The following is a 26,936-nucleotide window of genomic DNA, read 5'->3' on the forward strand; positions in this document are numbered from 1 at the left end:
TGTCGGTCGCCCGTGATGGAATCCTCCCGTGGTCATCCTCCGTCGAGCTCCCGCCCCCACCGCGGCGCAGGTCCGGCTCGACGAGCGCCAGCAGGCGGTCCTCGACTCCCAGGCGCGCGTGCTGCGGGTCCTGGGCGGGCCCGGCACCGGCAAGTCCACCGTTGCGGTGGAGCTCGTCGTCGACGCCGTCCGCCGGCACGGGCTGCGCGCCGACTCGTGCCTCGCGCTGACCTCGAGCCGGAGCGCCGCCGCCGAGCTGCGCCAGCAGGTGACGGCTCGCCTCGGGGGCACCTCCACCGAGCCGCTGGCGCGCACGTGGCAGGCGTTCGGCTTCGGCGTCCTGCGCGCCGAGGCCGCCCTGCGCGGCGACCCGCCACCCCGACTGCTCAACGGTCCCGAGCAGGACGTCATCCTGCGCGACCTGCTGGCCGGCCATGCCTCCGGTGAGGTGCCCGGGCCGGCGTGGCCCGAGGAGCTGCGTGAGGCCCTGACGACCCGCGGTTTCCGCAACGAGCTGCGCGATCTGCTCATGCGCGCGGTGGAGCTGGGGCAGGGGCCCGACGACCTGGCGCACCTGGCCGCGCAGCACGGCCGGCCCGAGTGGGGTGCGGCCGCCCAGGTGCTGCGCGAGTACGACCAGGTCACCTCGTTCAGCAGGCACGGCTCCTACGACCCCGCGTGGGTGCTCACGGCCGTCGCAGAGCTGCTCGACGACGAACCGTCGGCCCTCGACCGCCTCCACGAGCGCATCCGCCTCGTCGTCGTCGACGAGGCGCAGGAGCTGACGTCCGCGGCAGCCCGGCTGTTGCAGGTCGTCGCTCGCCCCGGTGGGCCGCGAATCGTGCTCATCGGTGACCCCGACGTCGCGGTCCAGACCTTCCGCGGCGCCGACCCGCGCTTCCTCGCCGACGGCTGGACCGAGCTCGGAGTGGAGCGACGTGACCCTCGCTTCGTCGGCGGGCTCTTCGACCTGCTCGACGAGCAGGGCGCCGGCGAGGCCGACACGGTCGTCCTCGACCGCACCCACCGGCTCGGAGACGCCATGGCGGGCGTCGCCGACCGTGTGTCGAGACGCATCGGCGCGCTGGGCGGCGGTGAGCAGCGACGGCTGGCGTCCGCGGTGCCCGACCCTTCGAGAGGTGTCGTCGAGGTCGCCCTGCTGCGGTCCACCGCCCAGGAGACCGCCCACGTGGCGGCGCTGCTGCGCCGGGCCCACCTCGTCGAGGGCGTGCCGTGGACCGACATGGCCGTCGTCGTGCGCGGGTCGGGTCGCGCCGACACGATGCGACGCCTGCTCGGTCAGGCCGGCGTGCCCGTCCAGGCCGGCACGGCGGAGACCCCGGTCCGCGACGAGAGCGCGGTGCGGCCACTGCTCCACCTGTTGGAGGAGAGCCTCGCCGTCGCCCGTGCCGAGCACCGCGGCGAGGCCCATGTCATCGACCCGGTGCGCGCCGCAGACCTCGTGGTCTCGCCCGTCGGGGGCTCCGACACGGTGGGTCTGCGCCGGCTCCGGCGGCTGCTGCGCCAGGACGAGCTCGCCTCCGGCGGTGGCCGCTCCAGCGACGAGCTTCTCGCCGAGCTGCTCCAGTCCGCGCCGCGAGCCGTGATGCTCGGGTCGACGGCGCGGCCCGCCGAACGCATCGCGACGGCGCTGGCCGCGGGTGCGGCAGCCGCCCGGGTCGGGGCCGACGGTCGCTGGGCCCGCGGGGTCACGGCCGAGTCGGTGCTGTGGGCGATCTGGCAGAGCGCAGGCGTCGCCGACAGCTGGCGCCGGCAGGCGCTCTCCGGCGGCACGTCGGGGGAGCGGGCCGACCGCGACCTCGACGCCGTGCTGGCCCTCTTCGACGCTGCCGGTGCCTTCGTCGACCGGCTGCCGACCGCCGGTCCGGACAAGTTCCACGAACACATCCAGGGCCAGGACGTCCCGGGCGACACCCTGCTCGTCGGCGGGCAGTCCGGCGGTCGCGTCGCCCTGCTGACGCCGCAGACCGCCGCCGGCCGACAGTGGCGCATCGTCGTCGTCGCGGGGGTCCAGGAGGGCGTCTGGCCGGACTTGCGGCTGCGCGGGTCCGTCCTCGGGTCCGAGGACCTCGTCGACGTCGTCGCGGAGCGGCCGCTCGGCTTCCGGGCCGCCCAGGCGGCGGTGCGCTACGACGAGACGCGCCTCTTCCTCGTGGCCGTCACCCGGGCCACCGAGCGACTGCTCGTCACGGCGGTCGGCAACGAGGACGAGCAGCCTTCCGTGTACCTCGACCTCGTCGACCCGCCGGCCACGACCCGGCTCGCCGACGAGGTGCGCCCGCACTCCGAGGTGGCGCGCACCATGACCCTGCCCGGGCTCGTCGGTGAGCTGCGCCGTGAGGCCGTCAGCCTCGACCCCGGCGTCGCGGAGCCCGCGCTCAACCTGCTCGCCGCCGCGGCGCGCGAGGGCGTGCGGGGCGCCGACCCGTCCTCGTGGTGGGCGCTGCGGTCCGTGACGAGCGAGCGGCCCGTCCGCAGCCCCGATGAGCCCGTGCCGGTGTCGCCGTCCAAGGTCACCTACTTCGCCGAGTGCGGTCTGCGGTGGTTCCTCACGTCGGTCGGCGGCGAGGGGGTGTCCCTCGGGGCGGCCTCCGTCGGCACGTTCGTGCACGACATCGTCGCCGAGCTTCCCGACGCGCCGCTCGACGAGCTGCGGCACGAGGTCGACGCGCGCTGGGGACGACTGGGGCTCAAGCCCGGCTGGGTCACCGACCGCACCCACCAGGAGGCGCACGACATGGTGGCCCGGTTCGCGGCCTACCGCGACGCCGCCGAGCGCGACTGGGAGCGCGTCGGCATCGAGACCGGCTTCCGGGTCGAGGTAGGCCGCGCCGTCGTGGCCGGCCGCGTCGACCGCATCGAGCGCGACTCCGAGGGGCGCCTGCGCATCGTCGACCTCAAGACGGGCAAGTCCAAGCCCAGCAAGGCCGAGCTCGCCGAGCACGGCCAGCTCGGCGCGTACCAGGTTGCCGTCGAGGAGGGCGGCTTCCCCGCCCTCGGCGACCGCAGCGCCGGTGCCGCCCTCGTCTTCATCGGCAAGGGCGGCCTCTCCGGTCTCAAGCCGAGCGTGCTGCCGCAGCCGCCCCTGGCGGGCAGCGACGATCCGGCATGGGCGCGCACCCTCGTCGAGCAGACAGCCGAGGGGATGGGCGCCGGGGAGTTCACGGCCTCGCAGGGCAAGGCCTGCGAGACCTGCCCGGTGCGCTCGTCGTGCCCCGTCCAGCCCGAAGGGGACGCCGTATGAGCACCATCGAGACGACGCAGCCGCGGCCAAGTGCCGGCCGGGGTGCTGGACCGAGCGCAGGACCGAGCGCAGGGCGGAGCGCAGGCGCCACCACGACGGTGCAGCACAGTGCGTTCGACATCGCGACGGCCCTGGAGATGCCACCCCCCACCGACGAGCAGGCGGCCGTCATCGAGGCCGGGGCCCGACCCCTGCTCGTGGTGGCAGGGGCCGGCTCAGGCAAGACCGAGACCATGGCGGCCCGCGTCGTGTGGCTCGTCGCCAACGGCCTCGTCGACCCGGATCAGGTGCTCGGTCTCACCTTCACGCGCAAGGCCGCCGCGGAGCTGTCGCAGCGCATCGCGAAGCGCCTGCGCGGCCTCGAGCGGGCCGGCATCTGGACGCCACCGGCCGACGACGGCTCCGGCGCCGAGGTGCTCGGCGGCACTCCCACCGTGTCCACCTACCACTCGTATGCCGGCCGCGTCGTGCGCGAGCACGCCCTCCGGGTCGGCATCGAGCCCGAGTTCCGCATCCTGACCGAGGCGGGCGCCTGGCAGCTGGCCGCCGAGGCCGTGTCGCGCTGGGACGGTCCGATGGACGGCGTCGTCAAGAGCGAGGCCACCGTCATCCAGGCCGTCATGGCCCTCGCCGGCGAGATGGCCGAACACGTTCGCACACCGACAGAGGTCATCGAACACCTCGACGCCGTGCTGGCTCGGCTCGAAGGCCTGCCGGACGGCGACGGGCGCGGCTCGCTCACCGCGGCCCGGGACGCCGTCGCCGTGCTGCGGGAGCGGCGCACCGTCCTGCCGATCGTCGACGCCTTCCTCGCCCTCAAGCGGGAGCGAGAATCCCTCGACTTCGCCGACCAGATGGCGATCGCCGCACGGCTGACTCGCTCCGTTCCCGCGGTCGGCGAGATCGAGCGGGAGCGCTTCCGCGCGGTCCTGCTCGACGAGTTCCAGGACACCTCCGAGGCGCAGCTCGAGCTGCTGCGCTCCCTCTTTCACCACCCGGGGGTCGCGCTGACCGCGGTCGGCGACCCGAACCAGTCGATCTACGGCTGGCGCGGCGCCAGTGCGACGACCCTGCTGCGCTTCCCGTCGGAGTTCGCGAGCGATGCGCGGCCGGCCGACGTGCTGCCGCTCTCGACGAGCTGGCGCAACGACTCCCTGATCCTCGACGCGGCCAACGTCGTCGCGGCCCCGCTCGCCACCGAGCACGTGCAACCGCTTCGCCCCCGCCCCGGCGCCGGCGTCGGTTCCATCGAGGTCGCCCGCCTCGAGACCGCCGAGGAGGAGGCCGACCACGTCGCAGCCTGGATCGCTTCCCACTGGTCAAGTCCCAGCGGACGGCGCACGGGCCGCAGCGCCGCGGTGCTGTGTCGCCGGCGCTCCTCGTTCCCGGTGGTGCTCGAGGCGCTGCGCCGGCACCAGCTCCCCGTCGAGGTGGTGGGCCTGGGCGGCCTGCTCGTCACCCCCGAGGTCAGCGACCTCGTGGCCGCGTTGTGGGTGGTCCAGGACCCGACCCGTGGCGACCAGCTCATGCGGCTGCTGACCGGCCCCGTGGTCCGTCTCGGTGCGGCCGACCTCGCCGGGCTCTGGGCGTGGGCCCGGGAGCTCCACGCCCGCGCGACACGCGCGGCGTCGAGCCGCGCTGAACACGACGGGACGTCGGCGTCGGCGCACGAGGGCCACGAGGGCTCCGGTCCGGAGGACCGGCGCCACGATGGCGCGGGACCGGCCGACGAGCGCGACCAGGCCTCGACGCCGGCAGGCGTGCCGGGCGAGGAGTCCGCCTCCGATCGACGCGGGTCCGACCTGGCCGCCGACAGCGCCGACACGGCCACCCTGGTGGAGGCCCTCGACGACCTTCCGCGCCCCGGCTGGACGGCTCGCGACGGGGCCCGCATCAGCGAGCAGGCGCAGGTCCGCCTGCGCGACCTCTCCGACGTCGTGCGCCGCCTCCGTCGCCTCACTGCGCTGCCCCTTGTCGATCTCGTGGCCGAGGTGGAGGTCGCCATCGGCCTGGACATCGAGGTGCTCTCGCGGCCGGAGCACACCGCATCGACGGCGCGGGTGCACCTCGACGCCTTCGCCGACGTCGCAGCCCGCTACGCGACGACCGCGGACCGGCCCACCCTCTCGGGCTTCCTCAGCTGGCTCGACGCTGCGCGCGACCAGGAGCGCGGGCTTGACGCCGGCCACACGGAGTCCGACGCCGACGCCGTCCAGGTCCTCACGGTCCATGCCGCCAAGGGCCTCGAGTGGGACGTCGTCGCTGTGCCCACGCTCGTGGAGGGCGTCTTCCCCGCGCACGGCGCCACGGCTGTGGCGCCCGTCGCCGACAGCGACCCGGTGGAGTACGCTTGCTCCGGCGACGTCAAGGACAAGGGGTGGCTGATCGGTCTCGACTCGCTGCCCTACGACCTGCGCGGCGATCGGGCGGGCCTGCCCCACCTCGACTGGCGTGGCGTGCCGGACCGCAAGGCGCTGAGCGCGGCCATCGACGCGTTCGTGCTGGAGGGCGGGCGCCACGCCGTGGCGGAGGAGCGCCGCCTCGCCTATGTCGCGCTCACGCGTGCGCGCTCCTCGATGCTGCTCACCACGCACCTCTGGGGCGCGGCGAAGAAGACGATGTCCGTGCCCTCACGCTTCCTGGCTGAGGTCGAGGAGGCCCTGCCGGGCGCGGTCTCGCGCACCACGTGGGCGCCCGCCCCGGAGCCGGTCGTCGACGCCAAGGGCGCGCCGTGCGCGCCCACCAACCCGCACCTCGCGGTGCCGATCTCGCAACAGTGGCCGCACGACCCCATGGGCGCACGTCGCGCCTCGCTGCTCGGGGCCCACGCCCGCATCACCCGCCTCGTCCGGGAGGGGCCCACGGTCCCGCAGGGCGACGCGCGAGTCGATGACCTGCGGATCCTGCTGGCAGAGCAGGCGGCTCGACGCACGAGAGCCGACTCTGTCGTCGAGGTGCCGCGACACCTCTCGGCCTCGGCGGTGGTGTCGCTCGCACGCGACGCCGAGGCCTTCGCCATGTCGCTGAGGCGCCCGATGCCGAGCCCGCCGGCCGTCGCCGCGCGTCAGGGCACGGCCTTCCACGCCTGGATCGAGGAGCACTACTCGCGCGCCGCCTTCGTCGACGTGCTCGACCTGCCGGGCAGCGCCGACGAGGGCGCGTCCGACGACGGTGACCTCGACGCCATGAAGGAGCGCTTCCTCGCCAGCGAGTGGGCCGACCGCATCCCCGAGGAGGTGGAGCTCTCGATCGAGACCGTCCTCGACGGCATCGCGGTCCGTGGTCGCGTCGACGCCGTCTTCGGGCGCGACGACGGCGGCTGGACGGTGGTCGACTGGAAGACGGGGGCCCGCCCGACCGGACGCGACGCGACCGTGCGAGCCCTCCAGCTCGGCGCGTATGCCGTCGCCTTCGCCAGGCTGCGCGGAGTCGACCCGTCGCTCGTCGACGCCGCGTTCTACTACGCAGGGGAGGGTTTTACGGTCCGCCCGGAGGTGCCCGGCGAGGCCGCGCTGGTCGAGCTGCTGCGCACGCTGCCCGAGTGAGCGGCGCAGTCCGCGGCGCGGGACCGCGCGGTACCACGACGCGAGGAGAAGCCGGGGAAGGCGTCAGCCGTGGTCCTCGGCGGCCTGTCGCTGTCGGGGGACGGCGTCGAGGGCGTGTTCGGTCGAGGTGACCGGGACGAACGCCGAGGCGCCTTCATGCAGGTCCAGCACTCCGTCGGCGTCCTCCGGCAGCGCCTCGACCTCGTCGATCTCGAAGGGCGAGGCGTCGGAGTCTGCTGCCACGACCGGCACCGGCTGGGAGTCCTCGACCTGGCCTGTCGCCACGGACCCCGGCTCGACGTCGTCGGCGGCGGGCGGCTCGGCCGGTGCCTGCCCGACCGGCACCGGCACTCTCGACTCACCACGCGGCGGGCGATCGGCTTGGTACGCCAACGACGACCCGGGGTCGGGGAGTGCGGGCGGGGCATCGTGGGACGAGGCCGGCTGCGGCTCGGCCGGGGCGGCGGCATACCCGTGCTCGACGGCATCCCGCGACGGCCGGGGCTCGTCGGGCAACGACGGCGTCGACATGGCCTGCGTCTCGCCGAGCATCGGGAAGGGGACGTGCGGCTGGGTCGCGTCCCACTCGGACTCCGGGTGCTCTGTCGGCTGGACGCGTTCGGCGCGTTCGGCGTGCTGTGGCAGCTGCTCGGACGGTCCGAGCTCGTCGGCGCGGGCGGCTGCGGCGGCGCGCTCACGCGCCTGACGGGTGCGCTTGCTGCGCTCGGCGTCCTCGCCAGCACGTCGGCGGTCGTCGCGCTCCACTCGCGCGTCGAGCCTGCGCAAGACGTCGGCGGTGCGCTCCACGACCTCGAGCTCCCCTGCAGCCAGGGCATGGAGCAGGGTGCGCAGTGGCGCCATCTCGGCGGCCAGCCGGGCTCGGCGCACGAGGTGCACGTCCGGCCGCTCGATGCGCGACTCCGCGTAGGCCTCGAGGACCGCGTCCAGCGTGTCGGGCGACGCGACACTGGCGAGCTCGGCGAAGTCGTCGGCGGGGTCGCCGACACGGCTCTCCTCCCAGGCCAGCACGCCGCGGACGTGCCCGCTCGACGAGTCGTCGTCGTCATCGAACGACGCGAGGACGTTCTGGCCGGTGAAGGTGCCGTGCACCGCGCAGGGGGCGAATCGCCAGAGCGAGACGTCCTCGAGGGCGTGCTCCCAGCGCGTCAGCAGGCCGGTGGGCACATGCCCCGTCGCCGCAGCACGGTCGAGCTCGGAGAGCTGGCGCCGGCGGTGCGCCTCGGCGTCGTAGGTGGGCCGCCCAGCCTCCTCGAAGAGCAGGTGCTCGACGTTGTGGATGTGGGCGAGCGTGCGGCCCACCGCGGCGCTCAGCGGGCCCGTCGGCAGCCCGGCGAAGTCGAGGGGCCGGCCGGGGACCCGGAGGTAGACCGTGGCCCGGCCCTCCGGCACCGGGGCACATCCGCGCACCATCGGCATGGCGACGTCGAGCCGTCGCCCGAGCAGGCCCGAGAGGGTGGAGATGTCGTCGAGCATGGCTCCGGCGGCTGCCGTGCATGGCGCCTTGACGACCCACCGGCGGTCCTGGCTGTCCTGCACGTAGGCGATCTCGAAGAGGTCGCCGGGCTCACCCGGCACGCCCTCCACCGTCACCGGGTCCAGGCCCGGCACGGCCGAGCTCGCCAGGGCGGCGAGGAACAGAGGGCTGCGCGTCACGTGACGAGCGTAGGACGAGGGACGCGCCCAACGTGGGAGGCGACGCCCGGCACGGCCGACATGCCTGAGCCGTCCTAGTGTGGTGCGTGTGGCACTGACGGACGAGACCCTGGCCGATCTCGCGCTCTCGCGCGGCTCCCTCGACCGGGCAGCCCTCGAGCGTCGCCGGCCCGGGCTGCTCACCGAGCTCCTGGACGACCCCCGGACCCGCGTCGCGGAGATCCGCGGTGACCGCATGCAGGTGGTGACGGGTGAGAGCGCCCGCGTCGACGGCAACCGACCCGGAGGCGGTGAGGGTGACGGTGACCTGACCCTGGTGCTGCGCGCCCCCGAGCCGGCGGACCGTGCCCGGCTGGCACTGCACCTGGGCCGGGATGCCAACGGCACGGCATACGTCGGCGTCGTGGCGCAGGACCCCGGCGACGACGGCCATCGGCCCGACGGCCGTACGAACGAGGGCGGCGACCGCGCCGCCGACAGCTGGCTCGGCCTGCGCCAGGCGGGTGAGGCGCTCGCGCCGCGCGACGCCGGAGTCTTCACGACGGCGCTGGCGCTTGCGAACTGGCACGCGAACCACCGCTTCTGCCCGCGCTGCGGCGCCCGGACCGAGCCCCGACAGGCCGGCTGGGTGCGTCGGTGCGAGCGGGAGGGCAGCGAGCACTACCCGCGCACCGACCCGGCCGTCATCATGTCGGTCCTCGACCCCGACGACCGCCTGCTGCTCGGCCGTGCGGCGCACTGGCCCGAGGGACGCTTCTCGGTCCTGGCCGGCTTCGTCGAGCCGGGCGAGTCGTTCGAGGCTGCCGTGGCCCGAGAGGTGGCCGAGGAGGTCGGGATCCGGGTAGAGGGGGCGCGCTACCTGGGCAACCAGCCCTGGCCGTTCCCGTCGTCGGTGATGATCGGCTTCGCCGCCACGACGCGGGAGACGGAGCTGACGGTCGACCCCGTCGAGATGGCCGAGGCGCGATGGGTCACCCGTGACGAGTACCGCGACCTGCTGCGCAGTGCCGCCATCCGCACCCCGAGCGGCATCTCGATCGCCAAGCGCATCATCGAGCACTGGCTCGGCCAGAGCGTCGAGTCGGTCGTGTCCCCGGGGACGGCCACCGCCTTCTGAGCCTCGCGCTCAGCCGGCGAGGCGGGAGCGCACCTCGGCCAGCGAGGGGTTGGTCGCCGCCGAACCGTCGGGGAAGACGACGGTGGGGACTGTGCGGTTTCCGCCGTTGACGTGCTCGACGAAGTCGATGTGCTCCGGGTTGGCCTCGAGGTCGATCTCGGTGAACGGCACGCCCTCGCGGCGCAGCTGGCCCTTCAGACGGGTGCAGTAGCCGCACCACGTCGTCGTGAACATCGTGATGGAGCCCTCGTCGGGCGTGACCTGGCTGGTCTCGGACATCGATACCTACTCGTCTTCCACTGGTCGTTCGCGGGCTGATGCCGGCGTTGGGGACGGGCCGGACGGGCGTCGTCCCTCGATGCAAGGATGACCCCATGGCCAAGCACGGCGCAAAACGACCCCCGAAGATGGACCTCGAGGTCTACGACGCCGAGGTCCGTCGTCTGCAGGCCGAGCTCGTCGCCTTCCAGGAGTGGGTGCGCGCCACGGGCCAGCGGGTCGTCGTCGTCTTCGAGGGGCGCGACGCGGCCGGCAAGGGGTCCGCGATCAAGCGGATCACCGAGTACCTCAGCCCGCGCGTCGCCCGCATCGCCGCCCTGCCCGCGCCGACCGACCGCGAGAAGACGCAGTGGTACTTCCAGCGCTATGTCGCCCACCTGCCCGCGGCTGGCGAGATCGTGCTGTTCGACCGGTCCTGGTACAACCGGGCGGGCGTCGAGCGAGTCATGGGCTTCTGCACCGACGAGCAGTACGACCGCTTCCTGGAGCAGGCGCCGGTCTTCGAGCAGATGCTGCTCGACGACGGCGTCATCTTGCGCAAGTACTGGTTCAGTGTGTCCGACGTCGAGCAGGAGCGCCGCTTCCGCAGCCGAGCCAAGGACCCCATGCGCCAGTGGAAGCTCTCGCCGATGGACCTCGAGTCGATCACCCGGTGGGAGGACTACTCCGAGGCCAAGGACATCATGATGGCCGCGACGAGCACCGACTGGGCGCCGTGGTTCGTCGTCGAGTCCGAGGACAAGCGCCGCTCGCGGGTCAACGTCATGCACCACCTGCTCAGCACCATCCCGCACGCCGAGGTGGCCCCCGACGTGCCGCCCATCCCCAATCGCCCGGCTCCGCGCGGTTACGAACGCCCGCCGCAGCACGAGCAGAACTACGTGCCCGACCACGCCTCGAGCGTGCTGGCCACCTCGAAGGGTGATCGCTCCTGAGCGCAGTACCGTCCGCCGACCAGATCCTCGACGGTCTCGACCCGGAGCAGCGTGAGGTCGCGCTCGCCCCGCCGGGGCCGCTCTGCATCCTCGCGGGTGCCGGCACCGGCAAGACCCGGGCCATCACGCATCGCATCGCGTATGCCGTGCACTCCGGCGCGCAGCAGCCGCAGCGCGTGCTCGCGCTGACCTTCACGGCGCGCGCCGCCGGCGAGATGCGCACGCGCCTGCGCGGACTCGGGGTGCAGGGCGTGCAGGCCCGCACCTTCCACGCCGCCGCCCTGCGCCAGCTGCACTTCTTCTGGCCGCAGGCCATCGGGGGCGCCGCCCCTGAGGTCATGAGCCACAAGGCGGCCGCCGTCGCCGAGGCGGCCAGCCGGCTGCGGCTGCAGTTCGACCGCACCACGGTGCGCGACCTCGCCGCCGAGATCGAGTGGGCCAAGGTCAACCTGCTCACCCCGCAGTCGTATGCCGCCCGCGCCCGCGAGCAGCGCCGCGAGCCCCCGGGCCTCGACCTCACGGCCATGGCTCGCCTCTTCGAGGCCTACGAGGAGGTCAAGCAGCGTCGCGGGGTCATCGACTTCGAGGACGTCCTGCTGCTCACCGTCGGCATCCTCGACGAGCGCGAGGACATCGCCCGCACGGTGCGCGGCCAGTACCGCCAGTTCGTCGTCGACGAGTACCAGGACGTCAACGACCTGCAGCAGCGGCTGCTCGACCAGTGGCTCGGGGAGCGCAAGGACCTCTGCGTCGTCGGCGACCCGGCGCAGACGATCTACTCGTTCACCGGGGCCAGCCCGCGACACCTCATCGGCTTCCCCCAGCGCTTCCCCGGCGCCCAGGTGGTTCGGCTCGTCCGCAACTACCGCTCCACCCCCCAGATCGTCGCCCTCGCCAACACGATCGTCGCCTCGGGCACGCAGGCCGCGCGCGACGGCGCGGTGCGCCTGCGTGCCCAGGGCGAGCCCGGTCCGGCGCCGGAGCTGACGAGCCACCCCGACGACCCCGCCGAGGCGGCGGCCGTCGCCGAGCGCATCCGTGCCCTCGTGGCCGGCGGCCACCCCGCCGCAGAGATGGCGATCCTCTTCCGGACGAATGCCCAGTCCGAGGCGTTCGAGTCGGCACTGACCGACGTCGGCGTGCCCTACCTCGTGCGCGGTGGTGACCGCTTCTTCGCCCGCAAGGAGGTGCGCGACGCGATCCTGCTGCTGCGCGGAGCGGCCCGCAGCGACGACGGTGACAAGCCGCTGGGCGAGATCGCCCGCGACGTCATCACCGGAGCCGGGTGGTCGCACGAGCCACCGTCGGGCAGCGGGGCCACGCGCGAGCGCTGGGAGTCTCTGACCGCGCTCGCGACCCTCGCCGACGACATCGCGGTTGCCGCTCCCGAAGCCCGCCTCCCCGAGCTCGTCGCCGAGCTGGACCGGCGCGCGGCTGAGCAGCACGCCCCGGCGGTCCAGGGCGTGACGCTGGCCAGCCTGCACGCGGCCAAGGGCCTCGAGTGGGACACCGTCTTCCTCGTCGGTGCCTCCGACGGGCTCATGCCGATCTCGATGGCGGAGGGGCCCGATGCCATCGAGGAGGAGCGGCGCTTGCTCTACGTCGGTCTGACCCGAGCCCGCAAGCAGCTGCTCATCTCCTGGTCCGGCGCCCGCACTCCCGGGGCGCGAGCGACTCGACGCGTCTCGCGTTTCCTCGCACCGGCGGCCGACATCCTTGGTCAGGGCGCCCGCAGCGAGGCCCGCGCCGGCGGGTCCAAGCGGGCCGTCCCCAAGGTCGCGCGGGTCGCGCACTGCCGTGGATGCGGGGCCGAGCTGGTCTCCGCCGCGCAGCGCAAGACGGGCCGGTGCGACGACTGCCCACCCACCTACGACGAGGCGACGTTCGAGCGACTGCGCACGTGGCGGCTGGCCGTCGCGCGCGAGGCCAGCGTGCCGGCATACGTCGTGTTCACGGACGCGACGCTGACGGCGATCGCCGAGAGCGCCCCGACCGACGAGGGTGGGCTCTCGGTCATCAGCGGGGTCGGCGCGCGCAAGCTCGAGCAGTACGGCGGCGACGTCCTCGCCATCCTGGCCGGCGCAAACCCACAAGATCTTATCGAAAGCGACTCTCCCGCAAAGGAATCCGCCGGTTGATCGGTCTTGCTGAAAAGAAGTTGGGAAAAGTTCGTTAAATCAGTTGTTCGCCCGCGAGCGCCACTTGTACCCTTGACGAAGTCAAGCCCAGTGGTCTCGGTGGCCAGCTGGGACCCGTGAGCAGAAGTGAGGAGGTCGGCCTGATGGACAACACCACGATGACGATGAACGCAGTCTCCTGCGTCCTTTCCGTGCGTCTGCGGCCGACCACCGGCGAGGTCCGCCTCGCGGCGACCCACGCTCCGGAGCAGGGGACCACTGTGTCCGCCGGCGCCCCCATGGGCGGCCGCCTCGCCGACTTCCGGTCCCCGATCCAGGGAGACGTCTCGGTCGCCGGCCTCACGTTCGCCCCCGCCTACAAGCCCATCGATGTCGTTCGCTCCCGCTCTGGGAGGCCACCGGTCTGACCAGACCCGAAGCCTCACCTCCAGGCCGCGAACCCGACATCACCGGGTCCGCGGCCTTCGTGTTTCTCCGGGGAGTCTCCCGGCCGATCGCCGCTCCACACGCACCACCGACACCGCCAGACGAGCACCCGACCGGGTGCCTGACCGATCAGGGACACAGATGACTCCCCGGATGCCGAGCAGCAGGACCGAGACGCGCACCACCGGTGCCGGTCTTCGGACCAGACCAGACACGAGTGAGCAGGGGCGCCCCACCACGGGCGCCCAGGAGACGGAGGTGAGAACGATGCAGCTGAGTGAACTGCTCGACCTGAGAGAGGAAGCCGAACAGGTCGGCGAGACCATTCCGTGCCGCGACTACGACGCGGAGCTCTGGTTCGCCGAGCGGCCCGAGGACGTCGAGTTCGCGAAGACGCTCTGCGGGCTCTGCCCCGCGCGCGTCCAGTGCCTCGCCGGCGCCCTCGAGCGCCAGGAGCCATGGGGCGTCTGGGGCGGGCAGCTGCTCGTTCAGGGCGCCGTGGTCGCTCGCAAGCGGCCGCGTGGCCGGCCGCGCAAGCATCCCGTGGCTGCCTGAACCTGCGTGACCACGCATGACCCAGACGCCAACGGCCAACAACGACAACCCATTTCACAGACCAGGAGATCGTCATGAACCAGCTCGAGATGCTGGCTCGCGACCGGATCAACCAGCGCAGTCAGCGTCAGGACCGCAACGGCATTCGCCGCAGCGCCCGGCTGATCGCCCAGGAGATCCGCGCCAGTCGACGCCACAGCGAGAAGTGAACGACCGCGCCACGAGGCGCGTTGCAGGACAACTGAATCGAGTGAGCGAGCCGCGGGTGACGCGCACGTCACCCGCGGTTCCTCATGTCTCGGTGCGAGTCACCCACCCCTGAGGGTTCGCCTCCCTGACCTGCTGCCGTGATAACCGCACGGGTGGATACTGCCGGTGAGGACAAGGAGAACGCCGTGGACACCGCCAGCGACGCCGAACCACCCGGGCAGCCGCTGGTCTGCGCCACGTGTGGGGCGACCCCCTCCGTGCCCGAGCAGCCCGCGGCCCGTATGACGTGGAGCCGCAGCACCGAGGGCGGCCGCACGACGTGGACCTGCGAGCGGTGCAGCCGAGAGAACGCCCGGTCCATCGAGGGCAAGCTGGACCCCGCCTGGTGGTGACCCAGCGCCGGACGCGAGGACCCGTCAGTCGTCGCCCACGGGGGGCAGGTCGGCCCCGGGCAACAGCTCGTCGACGATGGCGCGGCCGTGCACGGTGCCGCCGAGCTGGCTGAGCACCCCGATGCCTCCACCCCAGACCCGGTGGATCAGGAGGTACTCCCGTGGCAGGTTGAGCTTGTAGGCGACGGCGTAGTTCGGCTGTCGGGGGTCGTTGATGTGGGCGAAGACCCCACGCAGCCAGTCCCGGCTGAAGGTGAAGGTGTCGTCGCGGAACGGCGCCATGAACGGCTCGAGGTAGTCGAGGAGCCGATGCGGGTCGAGGTCGATGTTCGGCTTGACGAAGCCGATGCCCCGCAGCCCCTCGAGAACGTCCTCGGCGCTGCCCTCGAGGCCGGTCGTCAACAGGGGACCGATCTCCGGCGGCATGCCCTCGGGCAGGCGGTTGACGGCGCCGAAGTCGATGACGCCGAGGCGCCCGTCGGGCGTGATGCGGAAGTTGCCGGGGTGAGGGTCGGCGTGCAGCAGGCCGGCGCGGGCCGGCCCGGCCAGGAGGAAGCGCAGGTAGAGCTGGGATGCGGTGTCGCGCTGCTCCTGGGTGCCGCCGGAGATGATCTGCGACAGGGGGAGCCCGTCGAGCCACTCGGAGACGATGACGTGCTCGCGGCCCTCCACGACCTGGGGCACCGCGAAGTCGGGGTCGTCCTCGAAAGCCGCCGCGAACGTCGCCTGCGACTCGGCCTCGAGCCGGTAGTCGAGCTCCTCGGCCATCCGGTCGCGAAGCTCGTCGAGGATCGGCCCGAGCTCGATGCCCGGGACCCAGCTGCCGGCGACCTTGGCGACCCGGCTGATCTGGCGGATGTCGCTCATCAGGGCGGCGCCTGCACCGGGGTACTGCACCTTGACGGCGACGTCGCGGCCGTCCTTCCAGACGGCGCGGTGCACCTGGCCGATTGAGGCGGAGGCCACCGGGTGGTCGTCGAAGCTCTCGAACTTGCTGCGCCACCTGGTGCCGAGCTGGGTGCGCAGCACGCCGTGGACTGAGCTGGTCGGCATGGGGGGAGCGCTGTCCTGCAGCTTGGTGAGCATGGCCCGGTAGTGGACCGCGAGCTCCTCCGGCAGCGCGGCCTCGAAGATCGACAGGGCCTGGCCGAACTTCATCGCCCCGCCCTTGAGCTCGCCGAGCACCTGGAAGAGCTGCTGTGCGGTGCGCGCCTGCAGCTCCGCGGTGACGATCTCGGCGGGGCGCCCGCCGAGGCGCTTGCCGAGACCCAGGGCGGTGCGCCCGGCGAACCCCAGCGGCACGGAGGCGAGCTTGGCCGAACGGACGACGGCCTTGCGTGGCAGGTCGGTCATGTGCACCTCCTCGGGCGGTGTGGCGGTGTGGCGGTGTGGCGGTGTGGCGGTGGGGCCGGCGGTCTGGCGATCTCTGCGATCGTGCCGGGTCGGCCGTGGATGCGGGAAGCGGCCGTAGTGCAGCGGTGGCCGGTGGCCCGTCGTCGGTGGCCGTCCGTCCTCGACTCTATGTGTACCCGCCGGCGGCGGTGTCACCGCCCATCTGTCCAGCCTTGCACCTTCCGGCGCACCCTGCTGCCACGGTCTCCGCGACGCCTGACGCCCCTCTCACGCGCCGCGGGGAAGTTCACCCCGCACGCGAGGGTCGGCGTCCAGCGCCTCTTCCGGGTGCCGAGCAGGAAGGGCTCCCCGAGCATGCTCGGGGCACAGCGGGTGCGTGGGCCAGCGCCGGTGGTCCATCCGCGGCCAAGGCAGGCTCACCTCGACGGAGACGCCGGGAGGAGGTGAGTGACCCTCGAGCACCCCGCTCACGAGAAGCGAGACGGTGCCGACGACGATGTGGGTCGCCCCGGGCGGGATCGGATCGTGGACGCCCTCGGGTGGGCCGGCCAGCGCGAGGGGCCGGCCCGGAGCGGCCTGGCTCATCACGGTGGGCCAGGCCGCGTCGCGGTCGGTTCGGTGCCGGTCGAGGCACCAGAGACAGGGGGCGCCGGGGGAGCCGTCGACGAGCGGGCCGACGGTGGTGCGTGGTCCGGCGGACGCCACGGGCAGGTGCGCGACGCCGTGACGGAGCCAGACGTCGCCGCGCCGGGGGTCGACCACGGGGGAGCCGACCAGCACGACAAGGTCAGGCCTGGGGTGGTGCGGCGCCGCCACGGCGCGGTCGACGGCCACGCGGCCGTGCACGACGGTCAGTCCGCTCTGGCCGAGGGCCTCTGCCAGCCGGGATGCGAGGTCACCGCAGCCGTCGACGACGACACGGCGTCGTGCTGTCGGGTGCCTCGTGCGGTGGTACGGGCCGCGGTCGGTGAGGAGCCCGAGGCTGCTGGCCAGCTCGAGCAGGGCCCGCCAGCGCTCCGGGCCGATGCCCGACTCGGCGGCCAGCCGGTCCGTGGAGGCGAGCGGCAGGGACCCGTCGAGGCGGCCGAGCAGGGCGGCCTCGGCGTCACTGACCCCGGTGACCACGGGACCTCCGGGGAGCACGCCGAACTGGACCTCGCCGCGTCGTCGCATCAGGGGCCGCAGCCAGACCGGGACGCACGGATGGGGTGGGACGGTTGCAGGGGACATCAGACCTCCGGACCCGGTGGCGCCATCAGCGGCCGCCACCCTCGGTCGTCAGGCTGGCACCCGTACCGCCGGGCGCGCGGGCGTCGTCCACAGCCCCGACAACCAGCGCCGGGGGTGGCGGTGCCCGGACGCACGAGGGGGCGGGACCGTGAGGTCCCGCCCCCTCGACTGCGGCGTCAGCGACGCCGCCGCGACCCGGTCAGGCCTTGCCCAGAATGCGGTTCAGGTTGGTGCCACAGACGGGGCACTGTCCCTTGGCCATGCGGCGACCGTTGTCGGAAACGACAACCTTGCCCTCGGCCTCGCGCTTCTCCTTGCACTTCACGCAGTAGAACTCGCCCTTGTAGGTCTCGTCAGCCATTGGTGTCTCCTTGTAGACGGCACCCATCCGACGGGCACCTCGACTCGTTCAACCCTAAGGCACGCTGAGCACGAAGTCGTGCTCATCCCCGCTTGGCGCGCCCCTGCGGCGTGCGGTAGGACGCGCGGGCGCCAGGCTCGGCGTGTCGTGTCCTCGGCGTGCTGCGACCCGTTGTCCCCGCCCTGGCCTACCCTGCCCTCATGACGACGGTTCGGCGTGAGGTGGTGCAGACGGTGGTCGACGGCGTCACCGTCGAGGTCCGCCGCAGCGCCAACCGTCGCCGCACCGTGTCGGCCTACCGCCAGGAGGGGCGCCTCGTCGTCCTCGTGCCGGCGCGGATGAGCCGGGCCGAGGAGGGGGAGTGGGTGCGCACCATGGTCGCGCGCGTGGCCGCCTCCGAGCAGCGGCGCCAGCGCACCGACGGCGACCTCGAGCAGCGAGCCCTCGCCCTTTCGCGTGAGCACCTCGGCGGCCGGGCCGTGCCCGCGAGCGTGCGCTGGGTGTCCAACCAGAACTCCCGATGGGGTTCGTGCACCCCAGCGGAGGGCTCGATTCGCTTGTCGGACAAGCTTCGTGGCATGCCGGCCTGGGTTGTCGACTACGTCCTGCTCCATGAGCTCGCCCACCTGCTGCAGCCCGGTCACGGACCCGACTTCTGGCGGCTGCTCAGCAGCTACCCTCGCCTGGAGCGCGCGCGGGGCTACCTCCAGGGCGTGTCCGCGGCAGCCGGGCTCGAGCTCAGCGACGACTGAGCCCACGCCGGCGGGGCGCTCAGGGCATACGAGCACGTATGCCGTGTCGGCGCCCGTGGTGGCCCGTGACGCTCAGCAACGGTGCAGCCGCAGAGCCGCTTGGACGAGCGGGCGCAGCTCGTCACGCGTGCCCTCGGGAAGGGCGTCCACGGGCCACCAGCGCACGTCGAGCGACTCCTCGCTGACGGCAGCCCGGGCCGTCCGCGGTACCACAGCCGCGAAGCGGACGTCGAGGTGCTCCCGGCATGTCCCGAAGGCGCCGGCCAGGACGTGTCGATCGAGCTGGACGATCTCCGGCAGCGCCGAGATGTCCGGTATGCCGGACTCCTCACGAGCCTCTCGGGTCGCAGCGTGCCACACCGAGGGGTCGCCGGGCTCGAAGTGGCCGCCGAGCTGGAACCACTCGCGGGCGCGCCGGTGCAGGGTCAGCAACGCCGATCCACCATCCTCGTCCAGCACGATGACGCTGCCGGTGAGGTGCGACGGCGGCCCGGCCTTGCTCATGGCGTCGGGGTGGGCACCCAGGTGCTCGAGGAAGTCGAGGCGCAGCCCTTCCTGTTCCTCGTCCGGGGCCGTCCACGCCTCGAGGCGGCGCACGGCGTCGGTGTGCAGCCGCCGCCAGTGGGCGGCCTCCGGTGCCTGGGTGCCGGCGGGGGAGGCCGCCGTCACCGGGGGGGTTCCGTGCCGCCGTCGGAGTCGTCACCCGGGGCGTCGCCCGAGCCACCACGCTCCCGGTCGGCCTGCTCGAGGATGTCCTGCAGCACCGAGTCGAGGTCCGCGCCCAGCCCGTCGCCCGGGGCGTCGGCCGCTCCGACACCCGCGGCGGGGTTCTTTGTCGGCGCGTCGCCGGTGGCGCGCTCGACGAAGCCGATCAGGTCGTCGAGGTCGGCCGACGTCGGGACGAGGTCAGGGTGCGCCCAGCGGCCGTCGCGCAGGGTCGCGCCGCCGGTGCTCTCGAGGGCAGCCCAGAGGTTGGCCGCGTCGCGCAGCCGCCGCGGGCGCAGCTCGAGCCCGACGAGGCCGGCGAAGGTCTTCTGCGCAGCGCCTCCGACGCGGCGGCGGCGGATCGTCTCGGCCAGCGCCGCCGACTGCGGCAGGTGCCTCGCGGTGGTGCGGTCCGTGACGTGGTCGACCCAGCCCTCGGCCAGGGCCAGGAGCGTCTCGAGGCGGTCGAGGGCCGCGCGTTGAGCGGGCGTCGGCTGCGGCCGGAACAGGTTGCCCTGCAGGGCCGAGCGCAGCGCCTCCGGGTCCGATGGGTCGATCGTCGAGAGGGCGGACTCGATGGCGTCGGTGTCGATGGTGATGTTGCGGGCATAGTCGGAGACCGCCGACAGCAGCTGGGGGCCGAGCCACGGCACTTCGGCGAAGAGGCGGACGCGCGCCGCCTCGCGGACGGCGAGGTAGAGGCGGACCTGCGCGACGTCGATCTCGAGCGACTCGGCGAGCTGGGCGACGTTGCCGGGCAGGAGGGCGACGACGCCGGGCTCGGTGAGGGGCAGGCCGACCTCGGTGCCGCTGACGACCTCGGTCGCGAGGGTGCCGACGGCCTGACCCAGCTGGGCGGCGAACATCTGGCGGCTGAGGTTGCCCAGCATGGGCGCCCACTGCTCGATCATCTGGGAGGGGTCGAAGCCCTCCGGGAGCCCCTCCGGCAGGGCGTCGCCCAGTGCCTCAGGCCCGAGCTCGCTGACCTGCTTGCGCATGGCGTCGGACGTCGCGGCCGTGACGCCGTCGGAGACCGGCTCGATGAGCTCGAACCAGCGCGGCATCGTTGCCTCGACCCACTCTGCGCGGCTGAGGCCGGTGGCCCGCCAGGCCGGCGGAGCGAGCGTCGTCTGCTCGTCGAGCCACAGCGTGGCGACCGCGACGGCATCGGCCACCTCCCGGGTGGCCGCATCGTCGTGGACGTCGTTTCCCTCGACGGTCATCACGTGCCGGCGGGCGACCTCGGTGGCCAGGTCACGCGAACCCGTGGGCGACTGCTGGGCGGCCATGAAGGTGCCCAGCTGGGCGCGCATCGCGGCCTGGGTCGCCGGGTCCTGGGGGTCGACGCCCATGCTGCGCATCGCCTCGGCGAGCTCGGGGTTGTCGGCGGCCTCGCCGAGGACCTTCTCGAGCATGGCCCCGAGGTCGGAGGGGTCCATGCCGCCGAGATCGGGCAGGCCGGGAAAGCCCCCACCGAGCCCGCCACCAGCGCCCGGGCCGACGCCCCCGCCGAATCCGGCACCGAAGCCCGCCGGGCCGGAGCCGCTCCCGGGGGAGCCGGCCGAGGGGCGGTTCAGCGGCAGCCCGAACGGGGAGTCACCGGGGTCGCGCCCGGATCCGCTCTCCCCGACATCCTTGCCGCGCGTGCCTTCCTGACCGGTCTCGTCCTGGTCGTCGCCGGGCTCGTCGTCCCGGTCGCCGCTCGTGTCGTCACCGCGTCCACGGTCGTCGGCCATGACTGCTCATCCCCACTCGAACGATTTCCTCTGCGGCCGGATGGCCGCATACCAAGACAACCACGGATCGCTCCGGTTGGTTCCCTGCCCCTGCGGTCCGAGGCGCTCGGCCGACGGGACACGGGGGCCGGCGGAGCGGCATACGATTGCCGTCGTGACTGTCACCCTTGCCGAGATCCGCGAGACGCCCCTGTCGGTGGACGAAGTGCTCGCCAGCGTGTCCTCGGCCCGGGCCGGCGGGGTGTGCCTCTTCGTGGGGACCGTCCGTGACCACGACGGCGCCCACGGGGCTCAGGACGGCGCTCACGACGCCGAGCCGGGATCCGACCCTACGGTCACCGCCCTCGACTACTCCGCCCACCCGCAGGCGGTCGAGGCGGCGCGCGCCCTCGCCGACCGGCTCGCGGCCGACGGCCGAGCCGTGCGGCTCGCCGTCGTGCACCGGGTCGGCCACCTCGAGGTGGGCGATCTCGCCGTCGTCGTCGGGGTGAGCGCCGAGCACCGCGGCGAGGCCTTCGACGTCTGCCGCGAGCTCATCGACGAGTTCAAGGCTACGGTCCCGATCTGGAAGCACCAGAGGTTCGCCGACGGCGCCGACGAGTGGGTCGGCCTTCCATGAGGACGATCAAGCGCGTGCCGGAGCAGCCCGCCGATACCGACCTGCCGACGCGCGCCGACGTGCTGGAGGCCGATCAGCGCGGCAGGTTGAGCCGGGGCAACAAGCTCGTCCTAGCGCTGTTCTTCCTCTTCCTCGCCGTCATGGTCGTCGGCTCGGTCGTCCACCTGCCGTATGCCGTGATGAGCCCCGGTCCCACCCAGGACACCCTGGGCAGCTCGGGTGACAAGAAGGCGCCGATCATCGCCGTCTCGGGGCTGCCCACCTACCCGACCGACGGTGCCCTGCGGTTCACGACCGTCCGGGTCGAGGGGGGGCCGGGCTATCCGGTCGACGCGTGGGACGTCCTGCAGGCCTGGGTCGACCCGGCCCGTGACGTCCTCCCGGTCGACCAGGTCTTCGACCCGCAGGTCACCCAGGAGCAGGTGGCGGAGGAGAACGCCATCCAGATGGAGGGCTCGCAGGAGGAGGCGACCGCCGTGGCCCTGCGCGCCATCGGCAAGGACGTCCCGACCCACGTGGCCATCGCGGGCATCACCGACACGTCCAAGGCCAAGGGTCTGCTGCAGGTCGGCGACCGGCTCGAGCGCATCGGCGACGTCGCCATCACGACGACCCAGACGGTGCGCGACGCCCTCCAGAAGGCCTCGCCCGGTGACGGCGTCTCCATGACGGTGACCCGCAAGGGCAAGGAGCAGACCGTGCAGGTCCCGACCATCACGGGACAGGGGGGCCGCACGGCGCTTGGGGTCCTGCTCGGCCTCGACCACGACTTCCCGGCCAAGGTCACCGTCGATGCCGGCTCCATCGGAGGACCCTCGGCCGGACTTATGTTCTCGCTCGGCATCTACGACAAGCTGACCCCCGGACCGCTCGCAGGGGGCCGTCAGATCGCCGGCACCGGCACCATCGACGACGAGGGGACCGTGGGCCCCATCGGGGGCATCCGGCAGAAGCTGGCGGGCGCGCGCTCCGACGGGGCCCAGTACTTCCTGGCGCCCGCGGGCAACTGCGACGAGGTGGTCGGGCACGTGCCCGACGGGCTCGACGTCTTCAAGGTCGGCACCTTCGACCAGGCGCGCACGGCCGTCGAGGCCATCGCCAAGGGGCGGACCGGCTCGCTGCCGCGCTGCTGACGCTCGGGCCGTCGACCGTCACGTCGACCGCGACGGCAACCCCGTCAGTCCTCGAAGGTCGCCTTCAGTGCCTCCACGAGACCCGGCGCGATGTCCTTGCCCGTGGCCACCGCGTCGTCGGAGTCGTGGTCACGCTGCCGGAGCAGGCAGATCGAGGACCCGTCGCGCAGGACCGCCACGACGAGCCGCACGTCCTTGCGGTCGGGGTGCGCGGCCAGCTGGTCCACCGCGTCCTCACCGTGCGAGGGGAGGTCACGTTCGGCCTCGGGCGGCACGACCATCCGTTCGATGGCGAAAGCGCAGCCGTCGACCTCGTCGGGCCAGGCGAGCCGCCCGAGCAGCGTCTCGAGCGAGCTCGTCGTGGGCAGACCCTCCTGCTCGATCGCGGTGAGGGCGCCGTCGGCCAGGTCGGACGGACCCATCTGCTGACGCAGCTGCGGCTCGCGCTCGAGCAGGTCGGCCGTGCGCACGAGCGCGAAGAGGCGGGCCGGCTGGTCCCAGCCGGAGGCCGCGACATGGCGCTCGGTATCGAGCGCGGCGATGGCGAGGGGGTCGATGACAGGCTGCGAGGTCACGACCCCATGCTGCCGTATGCCGTCGCCGCCGTCCGTGCCGGTCGGACGCCCCCCGGGCCCGCCGGCGTCCTGGCCCGGACACAGCCCGTCCACAGCGGTCCCGTCCGCAGCCCTGGCGGCCCTTGTATCGTGCCGGTCACGTTGCTGCCGCACTCCGGGGTACTCGCGCGGCGCCGGGTTATGGTTGCCGCAGACGGCTCCAGGGGGCCGTCCCGGGTCCGCCCGACCACCTGCCCGCCCCAGCATGCAAGGCACTCCACGTGAGCGACAGCAACTTCGGCCCACCGCCGGGCAACTTCAACGACGACGACTCCGGCACGCCCCGGCGTCCCGAAGGTGCGGCCCTGCCGCCGACTCGGCGGCCACTGGTGACCTCTCTCGTCGTGGCCGCGGCCCTCCTCGTGGTCATCGCGATCGCCGCACAGTTCTGGACCGAGGTGCTCTGGTACCAGTCGGTCGGCTTCGCCGGCGTCTTCACCACCCAGATCGTCACCAAGATCCTGCTGGGCCTGCTCGGCGGCCTGCTGACGGCCGCGATGGTCTGGTCCAGCATCCACTTCGCCTACCGCAACCGGCCCATCTACGCCCCGTCGCCGGACACCCAGGCGATGGAGCACTACCGCCAGCTCGTGGAGCCGATGCGGCGTACCGCGACGATCGCGGCGCCGCTGGCCGTCGGCCTCTTCGCCGGCCTGTCGGCTGCCACCCAGTGGGACACCTTCCTGCTCTGGCGCAACGGCAGCCCCTTCAACTCCAAGGACGCCGAGTTCAGCCTCGACATCGGCTTCTTCGTCTTCGACCTGCCGTGGATCAACTTCGTCGTGGCGTTCCTGACGATGATCCTCGTCATCGGCTTCATCACGGCCGCGTTCACGCACTACCTCTACGGCGGCATCGTCGTCGGCAACAAGATGCGCTCCACCCAGTCCGCCCGGGTGCATCTCTCGGTGATCGCCGCGGCCCTCGTGCTCGTGCGCGCCGTCGCCTTCTGGGTCGACCGATACAACCTGGCCACCGCCCAGTCGACGAAGATCACCGGCATCCAGTACACCGAGTCGCACGCCATCATCCCGACCAAGGGCATCCTCGCCGTCGCGGCCGTCATGTGCGCGATCCTCTTTCTCACCACCATCTGGACACGATCCTGGCGCCTGCCACTCGTCGGCGTCGCGGTCCTGGCGGTCATCGTCGTCGCCGTGGGTGGCATCTACCCGGCGCTGGTGCAGTCGCTCAAGGTCGTCCCGTCCGAGAAGTCCCTCGAGATCCCGTACATCCAGCGCAACATCAACGCGACACGGGCGGCATACGGCTTCGACAAGATCATGCCCTCCTCCTACGACACCAAGACGGTGGCGGCGCCGGGGCAGCTGCGCGGCGACGCAGCCACGGTGCCAGGCATCCGCCTGATCGACCCCAACGTCGTGGGCCCGACCTTCAAGCAGCTCGAGGCGAGCAAGGGCTACTACCAGTTCGCGGACGTCCTCGACGTCGACCGCTACCAGATAGACAGCAAGTCCCAGGACACCGTCATCGCCGCCCGCGAGCTCGACCTGCGGGGGGTGCCCGAGGCCCAGCGCAACTGGCTCAACGACCACACCGTCTACACCCACGGCTACGGCGTCGTGGCGGCCAAGGGCAACACCCGAGAGAGCGACGGTCGCCCCACGTTCTTCGAGTCGCAGATCGGGACGGAGGGTGCGCTCGGCAAGTACGAACCGCGCATCTACTTCGGTGAGAGCTCGCCGGAGTACTCCGTCGTGGGTGGCAACAAGCAGGAGTTCGACTACCCGGACCCGAAGGGCACCGGGCAGATCAACTACACGTACGAGGGCAAGGGCGGCGTCCAGCTCGACGCCGTCAAGCGTCTCGCCTATGCCGTGAAGTACCGCGAGATCAACTTCCTGCTCTCCGACGCCGTGACCAACGACTCGCGCGTGCTCGACCACCGCACCCCTCGGGAGCGCGTGCAGCGGGTCGCGCCGTGGCTGACGCTCGACGGCAACGCCTATCCCGCCGTGGTCGACGGGCGGGTGGTGTGGATCCTCGACGGTTACACGACGTCGGCGGACTACCCCTACTCGCAGACGACCACGCTGGACCAGGCCACGGAGGACTCCGTGACGAGCACGCGTACCTCCGTGCGCGCCGTGCAGGCCGGCCAGGTGAACTACGTGCGCAACTCGGTCAAGGCGACGGTCGACGCCTACGACGGCACGGTCTCGCTCTACCAGTGGGACGAGAACGACCCGGTGCTCAAGGCGTGGATGTCGATCTTCCCCGGCACCGTCCAGCCACTCAGCGCCATCAAGGGGTCACTCATGTCGCACCTGCGCTACCCGGAGGACCTCTTCAAGGTGCAGCGCGAGCTGCTCAAGCGCTACCACGACACTGCGGCGTCCTCCTTCTACGGCGGTCAGAACTTCTGGCAGATCCCGGACGACCCGACGCAGTCCACCAACGCGCTGCTCCAACCGCCGTACTACCTCTCGCTCGCCATGCCGGGCCAGAGCAGCCCTGCCTTCTCGCTGACGTCCACGTTCATGCCCACCGGTGACCGCAACGTCCTGTCCGGGTTCCTCGCGGTCGACGGCGACGCCGGTTCGCAGGACGGCAAGAAGTCCGAGAACTACGGCAAGATGCGGCTGCTCGAGACGACGGGCGGGTCCGTCAACGGGCCGGGTCAGGTCTTCAACGACATGCGCACCTCGACCGTCACCTCCAACGACGCCTCCCTGGGTCGGCAGCTGACGCTGGCACAGTTCATCTCGACGACCTCGTCCACGGGCGCCAGCGTCATCTTCGGCAACCAGCTGACCTTGCCGGTCGGCGGCGGACTGCTCTACGTCCAGCCGATCTACGTCCAGGCCCGCTCGAGCGGGTCGGGTACCTACCCCCGGCTCTCGGCCGTCGCCGTGGCCTTCGGCGACAAGATCGCTTGGGCCGGCTCGCTCGACGGGGCACTCAACGACCTCTTCGGTGGCTCCTCGGGAGCACAGGCGGGCGACAACGGGACCACACCGACCCCGGTGCCCACCCCGACTCCCACGCCGGGCAGCACCGCCACGCCGAGCCCGTCGGCCACGACGACGCCTCCTCCCGCCGGGGCGCCCGACGCGGCTGCGCTCTCCAAGGCGCTCAAGGATGCGCAGTCGGCATATGTCGAGGGCGAGGCAGCGCTCAAGCGCGGTGACTTCGCGGCCTACGGCGAGGCACAGTCCAAGCTGAAGGACGCCCTCAAGCGGGCCGCCGACGCCTCTCCGCAGTCGGTGCCCACCAAGGCTCCCTGAGCAGGAGATGCTGGAGACGACCTGTGGCAGTGCGCGAATCGCGTGCTGGCACAGGTCGTTTCCCTGTTTGCACCCTCTTTGACCGGTCCTGTCCGAGTAGGCAGGTCGCTCGATTTGGTCCTGCGTGAGGTTTCGCGTAACGTTGCTCTTGCCGACGCGGGGTGGAGCAGCTCGGTAGCTCGCCGGGCTCATAACCCGGAGGTCGCAGGTTCAAATCCTGCCCCCGCTACGAACGCGTGTGCAGTCGAAAGCCCCTCAGGTTCGCCTGAGGGGCTTTCGCCGTTCCCCGGCACAATGCCCGTACTTCACCGATGCCATGCCGGGCCGGAGCTCAGCGGCGCGGTCCCACGCCGTGCAGCAGGGTGTCGCTGACGAGGGTGGCCAGCGCTTCGGGATCCTGGGCGCTCGCATCAGCCTCGACCGCCCGGCCGGCTACGCGCGCGTCATCGTCAACCCCGTCGCGCCGTCCGACATCACGACGAACCTTCTCCTGTTCGGCGGGGCATCCCTCGTCGCGCAAACCTGGCACCGCGCGACCTGCTGGACGACGTCCCCCACCGCAGCTGGTTGCGCTGTCCGCCATCGTCGGTGGATCCGGGCTGACGTTCGAAGCCCGCGTACGTCGCGCAGGTCGTCGTCGCCGCGATAA

At 72.5% G+C, this 26,936-nt stretch carries 22 protein-coding genes and 1 tRNA gene; 14 read left to right on the forward strand and 9 right to left on the reverse strand.

Annotated elements, in window-relative coordinates; genetic code table 11:
* Positions 1-28: 28 nt before the first annotated feature.
* Both AC3WRT_RS00050 and AC3WRT_RS00055 read left to right on the forward strand, forming a co-directional pair.
* Positions 29-3,265, forward strand: a complete 3,237-nt coding sequence (locus AC3WRT_RS00050; RefSeq protein ID WP_492717645.1) for an ATP-dependent helicase — start codon at positions 29-31, stop codon at positions 3,263-3,265.
* Positions 3,262-6,810, forward strand: coding sequence for an ATP-dependent helicase (locus AC3WRT_RS00055; protein ID WP_492717647.1), 3,549 nt, complete (start codon positions 3,262-3,264; stop codon positions 6,808-6,810). Before AC3WRT_RS00050 ends, AC3WRT_RS00055 begins: the two co-directional genes overlap by 4 nt.
* Positions 6,811-6,873: 63 nt before the next feature.
* Here AC3WRT_RS00055 and AC3WRT_RS00060 read toward each other — a convergent pair whose 3' ends face one another.
* Positions 6,874-8,484 carry a phosphotransferase gene (locus AC3WRT_RS00060; RefSeq protein WP_492717649.1) on the reverse strand — a complete coding sequence of 537 codons (1,611 nt, stop codon included), beginning with the start codon at positions 8,482-8,484 and terminating at the stop codon, positions 6,874-6,876.
* A gap of 88 nt (positions 8,485-8,572) precedes the next feature.
* Between AC3WRT_RS00060 and nudC the strand changes: the two genes are divergently transcribed.
* A complete protein-coding gene (nudC, locus tag AC3WRT_RS00065) occupies positions 8,573-9,601 on the forward strand; it encodes an NAD(+) diphosphatase (RefSeq protein ID WP_492717651.1) in 1,029 nt (342 codons plus the stop codon).
* 9 nt (positions 9,602-9,610) lie between these two features.
* On the opposite strand, the gene AC3WRT_RS00070 is transcribed toward nudC, so the two are convergent.
* Positions 9,611-9,880, reverse strand: a complete 270-nt coding sequence (locus AC3WRT_RS00070; protein ID WP_492717653.1) for a mycoredoxin — start codon at positions 9,878-9,880, stop codon at positions 9,611-9,613.
* A 95-nt stretch (positions 9,881-9,975) separates the two neighbouring features.
* Here AC3WRT_RS00070 and ppk2 point away from each other — a divergent pair, with 95 nt between their 5' ends.
* The 6 genes from ppk2 to AC3WRT_RS00100 all read left to right on the forward strand — a co-directional run bounded on the left by ppk2 (position 9,976) and on the right by AC3WRT_RS00100 (position 14,536).
* A complete protein-coding gene (gene ppk2 / locus AC3WRT_RS00075) occupies positions 9,976-10,815 on the forward strand; it encodes a polyphosphate kinase 2 (RefSeq protein ID WP_492717655.1) in 840 nt (279 codons plus the stop codon).
* A gap of 23 nt (positions 10,816-10,838) precedes the next feature.
* Positions 10,839-12,953 (forward strand): ATP-dependent DNA helicase UvrD2, encoded by a 2,115-nt coding sequence (locus AC3WRT_RS00080; RefSeq protein ID WP_492718404.1) that lies wholly within the window; start codon positions 10,839-10,841, stop codon positions 12,951-12,953.
* Between the two features lie 116 nt (positions 12,954-13,069).
* Entirely contained in the window at positions 13,070-13,360 is a 291-nt protein-coding gene (locus AC3WRT_RS00085) for a hypothetical protein (protein ID WP_492717657.1), read from the forward strand.
* Between the two features lie 286 nt (positions 13,361-13,646).
* Entirely contained in the window at positions 13,647-13,934 is a 288-nt protein-coding gene (locus tag AC3WRT_RS00090) for a WhiB family transcriptional regulator (protein ID WP_492717659.1), read from the forward strand.
* A gap of 74 nt (positions 13,935-14,008) precedes the next feature.
* Entirely contained in the window at positions 14,009-14,143 is a 135-nt protein-coding gene (locus AC3WRT_RS00095) for a hypothetical protein (RefSeq protein WP_492717661.1), read from the forward strand.
* Between the two features lie 186 nt (positions 14,144-14,329).
* Positions 14,330-14,536 (forward strand): hypothetical protein, encoded by a 207-nt coding sequence (locus tag AC3WRT_RS00100; RefSeq protein WP_492717664.1) that lies wholly within the window; start codon positions 14,330-14,332, stop codon positions 14,534-14,536.
* A gap of 24 nt (positions 14,537-14,560) precedes the next feature.
* On the opposite strand, the gene AC3WRT_RS00105 is transcribed toward AC3WRT_RS00100, so the two are convergent.
* From AC3WRT_RS00105 to AC3WRT_RS00115, 3 genes are all read right to left on the reverse strand, one after another.
* Positions 14,561-15,889 (reverse strand): ABC1 kinase family protein, encoded by a 1,329-nt coding sequence (locus AC3WRT_RS00105; RefSeq protein WP_492717666.1) that lies wholly within the window; start codon positions 15,887-15,889, stop codon positions 14,561-14,563.
* A 267-nt stretch (positions 15,890-16,156) separates the two neighbouring features.
* Complete coding sequence (locus AC3WRT_RS00110) at positions 16,157-17,119, reverse strand: hypothetical protein (RefSeq protein ID WP_492717668.1); 963 nt, start codon at positions 17,117-17,119, stop codon at positions 16,157-16,159.
* A gap of 199 nt (positions 17,120-17,318) precedes the next feature.
* Positions 17,319-17,480, reverse strand: a complete 162-nt coding sequence (locus AC3WRT_RS00115; protein WP_020143053.1) for a DUF5679 domain-containing protein — start codon at positions 17,478-17,480, stop codon at positions 17,319-17,321.
* Positions 17,481-17,680: 200 nt separating this feature from the next.
* On the opposite strand from AC3WRT_RS00115, the gene AC3WRT_RS00120 reads away from it, so the two are divergent.
* The gene (locus AC3WRT_RS00120; RefSeq protein WP_492717672.1) at positions 17,681-18,232 is read left to right on the forward strand and encodes a M48 family metallopeptidase; all 552 of its coding nucleotides are present in this window, start codon (positions 17,681-17,683) and stop codon (positions 18,230-18,232) included.
* Between the two features lie 72 nt (positions 18,233-18,304).
* On the opposite strand, the gene AC3WRT_RS00125 is transcribed toward AC3WRT_RS00120, so the two are convergent.
* A complete protein-coding gene (locus tag AC3WRT_RS00125; protein ID WP_492717673.1) occupies positions 18,305-18,901 on the reverse strand; it encodes an NUDIX hydrolase in 597 nt (198 codons plus the stop codon).
* A complete protein-coding gene (locus AC3WRT_RS00130; protein WP_492717676.1) occupies positions 18,898-20,673 on the reverse strand; it encodes a zinc-dependent metalloprotease in 1,776 nt (591 codons plus the stop codon). Before AC3WRT_RS00130 ends, AC3WRT_RS00125 begins: the two co-directional genes overlap by 4 nt.
* A gap of 154 nt (positions 20,674-20,827) precedes the next feature.
* Here AC3WRT_RS00130 and AC3WRT_RS00135 point away from each other — a divergent pair, with 154 nt between their 5' ends.
* Together AC3WRT_RS00135 and AC3WRT_RS00140 are read left to right on the forward strand one after the other, a co-directional pair.
* Positions 20,828-21,292, forward strand: a complete 465-nt coding sequence (locus AC3WRT_RS00135) for a molybdenum cofactor biosynthesis protein MoaE (RefSeq protein ID WP_492717678.1) — start codon at positions 20,828-20,830, stop codon at positions 21,290-21,292.
* Positions 21,289-22,425 (forward strand): YlbL family protein, encoded by a 1,137-nt coding sequence (locus AC3WRT_RS00140; RefSeq protein ID WP_492717680.1) that lies wholly within the window; start codon positions 21,289-21,291, stop codon positions 22,423-22,425. The genes AC3WRT_RS00135 and AC3WRT_RS00140 overlap by 4 nt, the downstream gene beginning before the upstream one ends.
* Before the next feature lie 44 nt (positions 22,426-22,469).
* On the opposite strand, the gene AC3WRT_RS00145 is transcribed toward AC3WRT_RS00140, so the two are convergent.
* Positions 22,470-23,000, reverse strand: a complete 531-nt coding sequence (locus AC3WRT_RS00145) for a PPA1309 family protein (RefSeq protein ID WP_492717683.1) — start codon at positions 22,998-23,000, stop codon at positions 22,470-22,472.
* Between the two features lie 260 nt (positions 23,001-23,260).
* Here AC3WRT_RS00145 and AC3WRT_RS00150 point away from each other — a divergent pair, with 260 nt between their 5' ends.
* Both AC3WRT_RS00150 and AC3WRT_RS00155 read left to right on the forward strand, forming a co-directional pair.
* Positions 23,261-26,287 carry a UPF0182 family membrane protein gene (locus tag AC3WRT_RS00150; protein WP_492717686.1) on the forward strand — a complete coding sequence of 1,009 codons (3,027 nt, stop codon included), beginning with the start codon at positions 23,261-23,263 and terminating at the stop codon, positions 26,285-26,287.
* Between the two features lie 155 nt (positions 26,288-26,442).
* Positions 26,443-26,516: transfer RNA gene (locus AC3WRT_RS00155), tRNA-Met, on the forward strand.
* Between the two features lie 102 nt (positions 26,517-26,618).
* On the opposite strand, the gene AC3WRT_RS00160 is transcribed toward AC3WRT_RS00155, so the two are convergent.
* On the reverse strand, positions 26,619-26,807 hold the full coding sequence (locus tag AC3WRT_RS00160; protein WP_492717689.1) for a hypothetical protein: 189 nt from the start codon (positions 26,805-26,807) through the stop codon (positions 26,619-26,621).
* Positions 26,808-26,936: the final 129 nt, after the last annotated feature.

This window comes from Terrabacter sp. FW104-15G4B (assembly GCF_058790095.1).

Coding starts and splice junctions, on each gene's coding strand:
- AC3WRT_RS00110 (WP_492717668.1), bottom strand. CDS start 17,119: ATGTCCCCTGCAACCGTCCCACCCCATCCGTGCGTCCCGGTCTGGCTG.
- AC3WRT_RS00140 (WP_492717680.1), top strand. CDS start 21,289: ATGAGGACGATCAAGCGCGTGCCGGAGCAGCCCGCCGATACCGACCTG.
- AC3WRT_RS00090 (WP_492717659.1), top strand. CDS start 13,647: ATGCAGCTGAGTGAACTGCTCGACCTGAGAGAGGAAGCCGAACAGGTC.
- AC3WRT_RS00120 (WP_492717672.1), top strand. CDS start 17,681: ATGACGACGGTTCGGCGTGAGGTGGTGCAGACGGTGGTCGACGGCGTC.
- AC3WRT_RS00105 (WP_492717666.1), bottom strand. CDS start 15,889: ATGACCGACCTGCCACGCAAGGCCGTCGTCCGTTCGGCCAAGCTCGCC.
- AC3WRT_RS00115 (WP_020143053.1), bottom strand. CDS start 17,480: ATGGCTGACGAGACCTACAAGGGCGAGTTCTACTGCGTGAAGTGCAAG.
- AC3WRT_RS00070 (WP_492717653.1), bottom strand. CDS start 9,880: ATGTCCGAGACCAGCCAGGTCACGCCCGACGAGGGCTCCATCACGATG.
- AC3WRT_RS00055 (WP_492717647.1), top strand. CDS start 3,262: ATGAGCACCATCGAGACGACGCAGCCGCGGCCAAGTGCCGGCCGGGGT.
- AC3WRT_RS00095 (WP_492717661.1), top strand. CDS start 14,009: ATGAACCAGCTCGAGATGCTGGCTCGCGACCGGATCAACCAGCGCAGT.
- ppk2 (WP_492717655.1), top strand. CDS start 9,976: ATGGCCAAGCACGGCGCAAAACGACCCCCGAAGATGGACCTCGAGGTC.
- AC3WRT_RS00130 (WP_492717676.1), bottom strand. CDS start 20,673: ATGGCCGACGACCGTGGACGCGGTGACGACACGAGCGGCGACCGGGAC.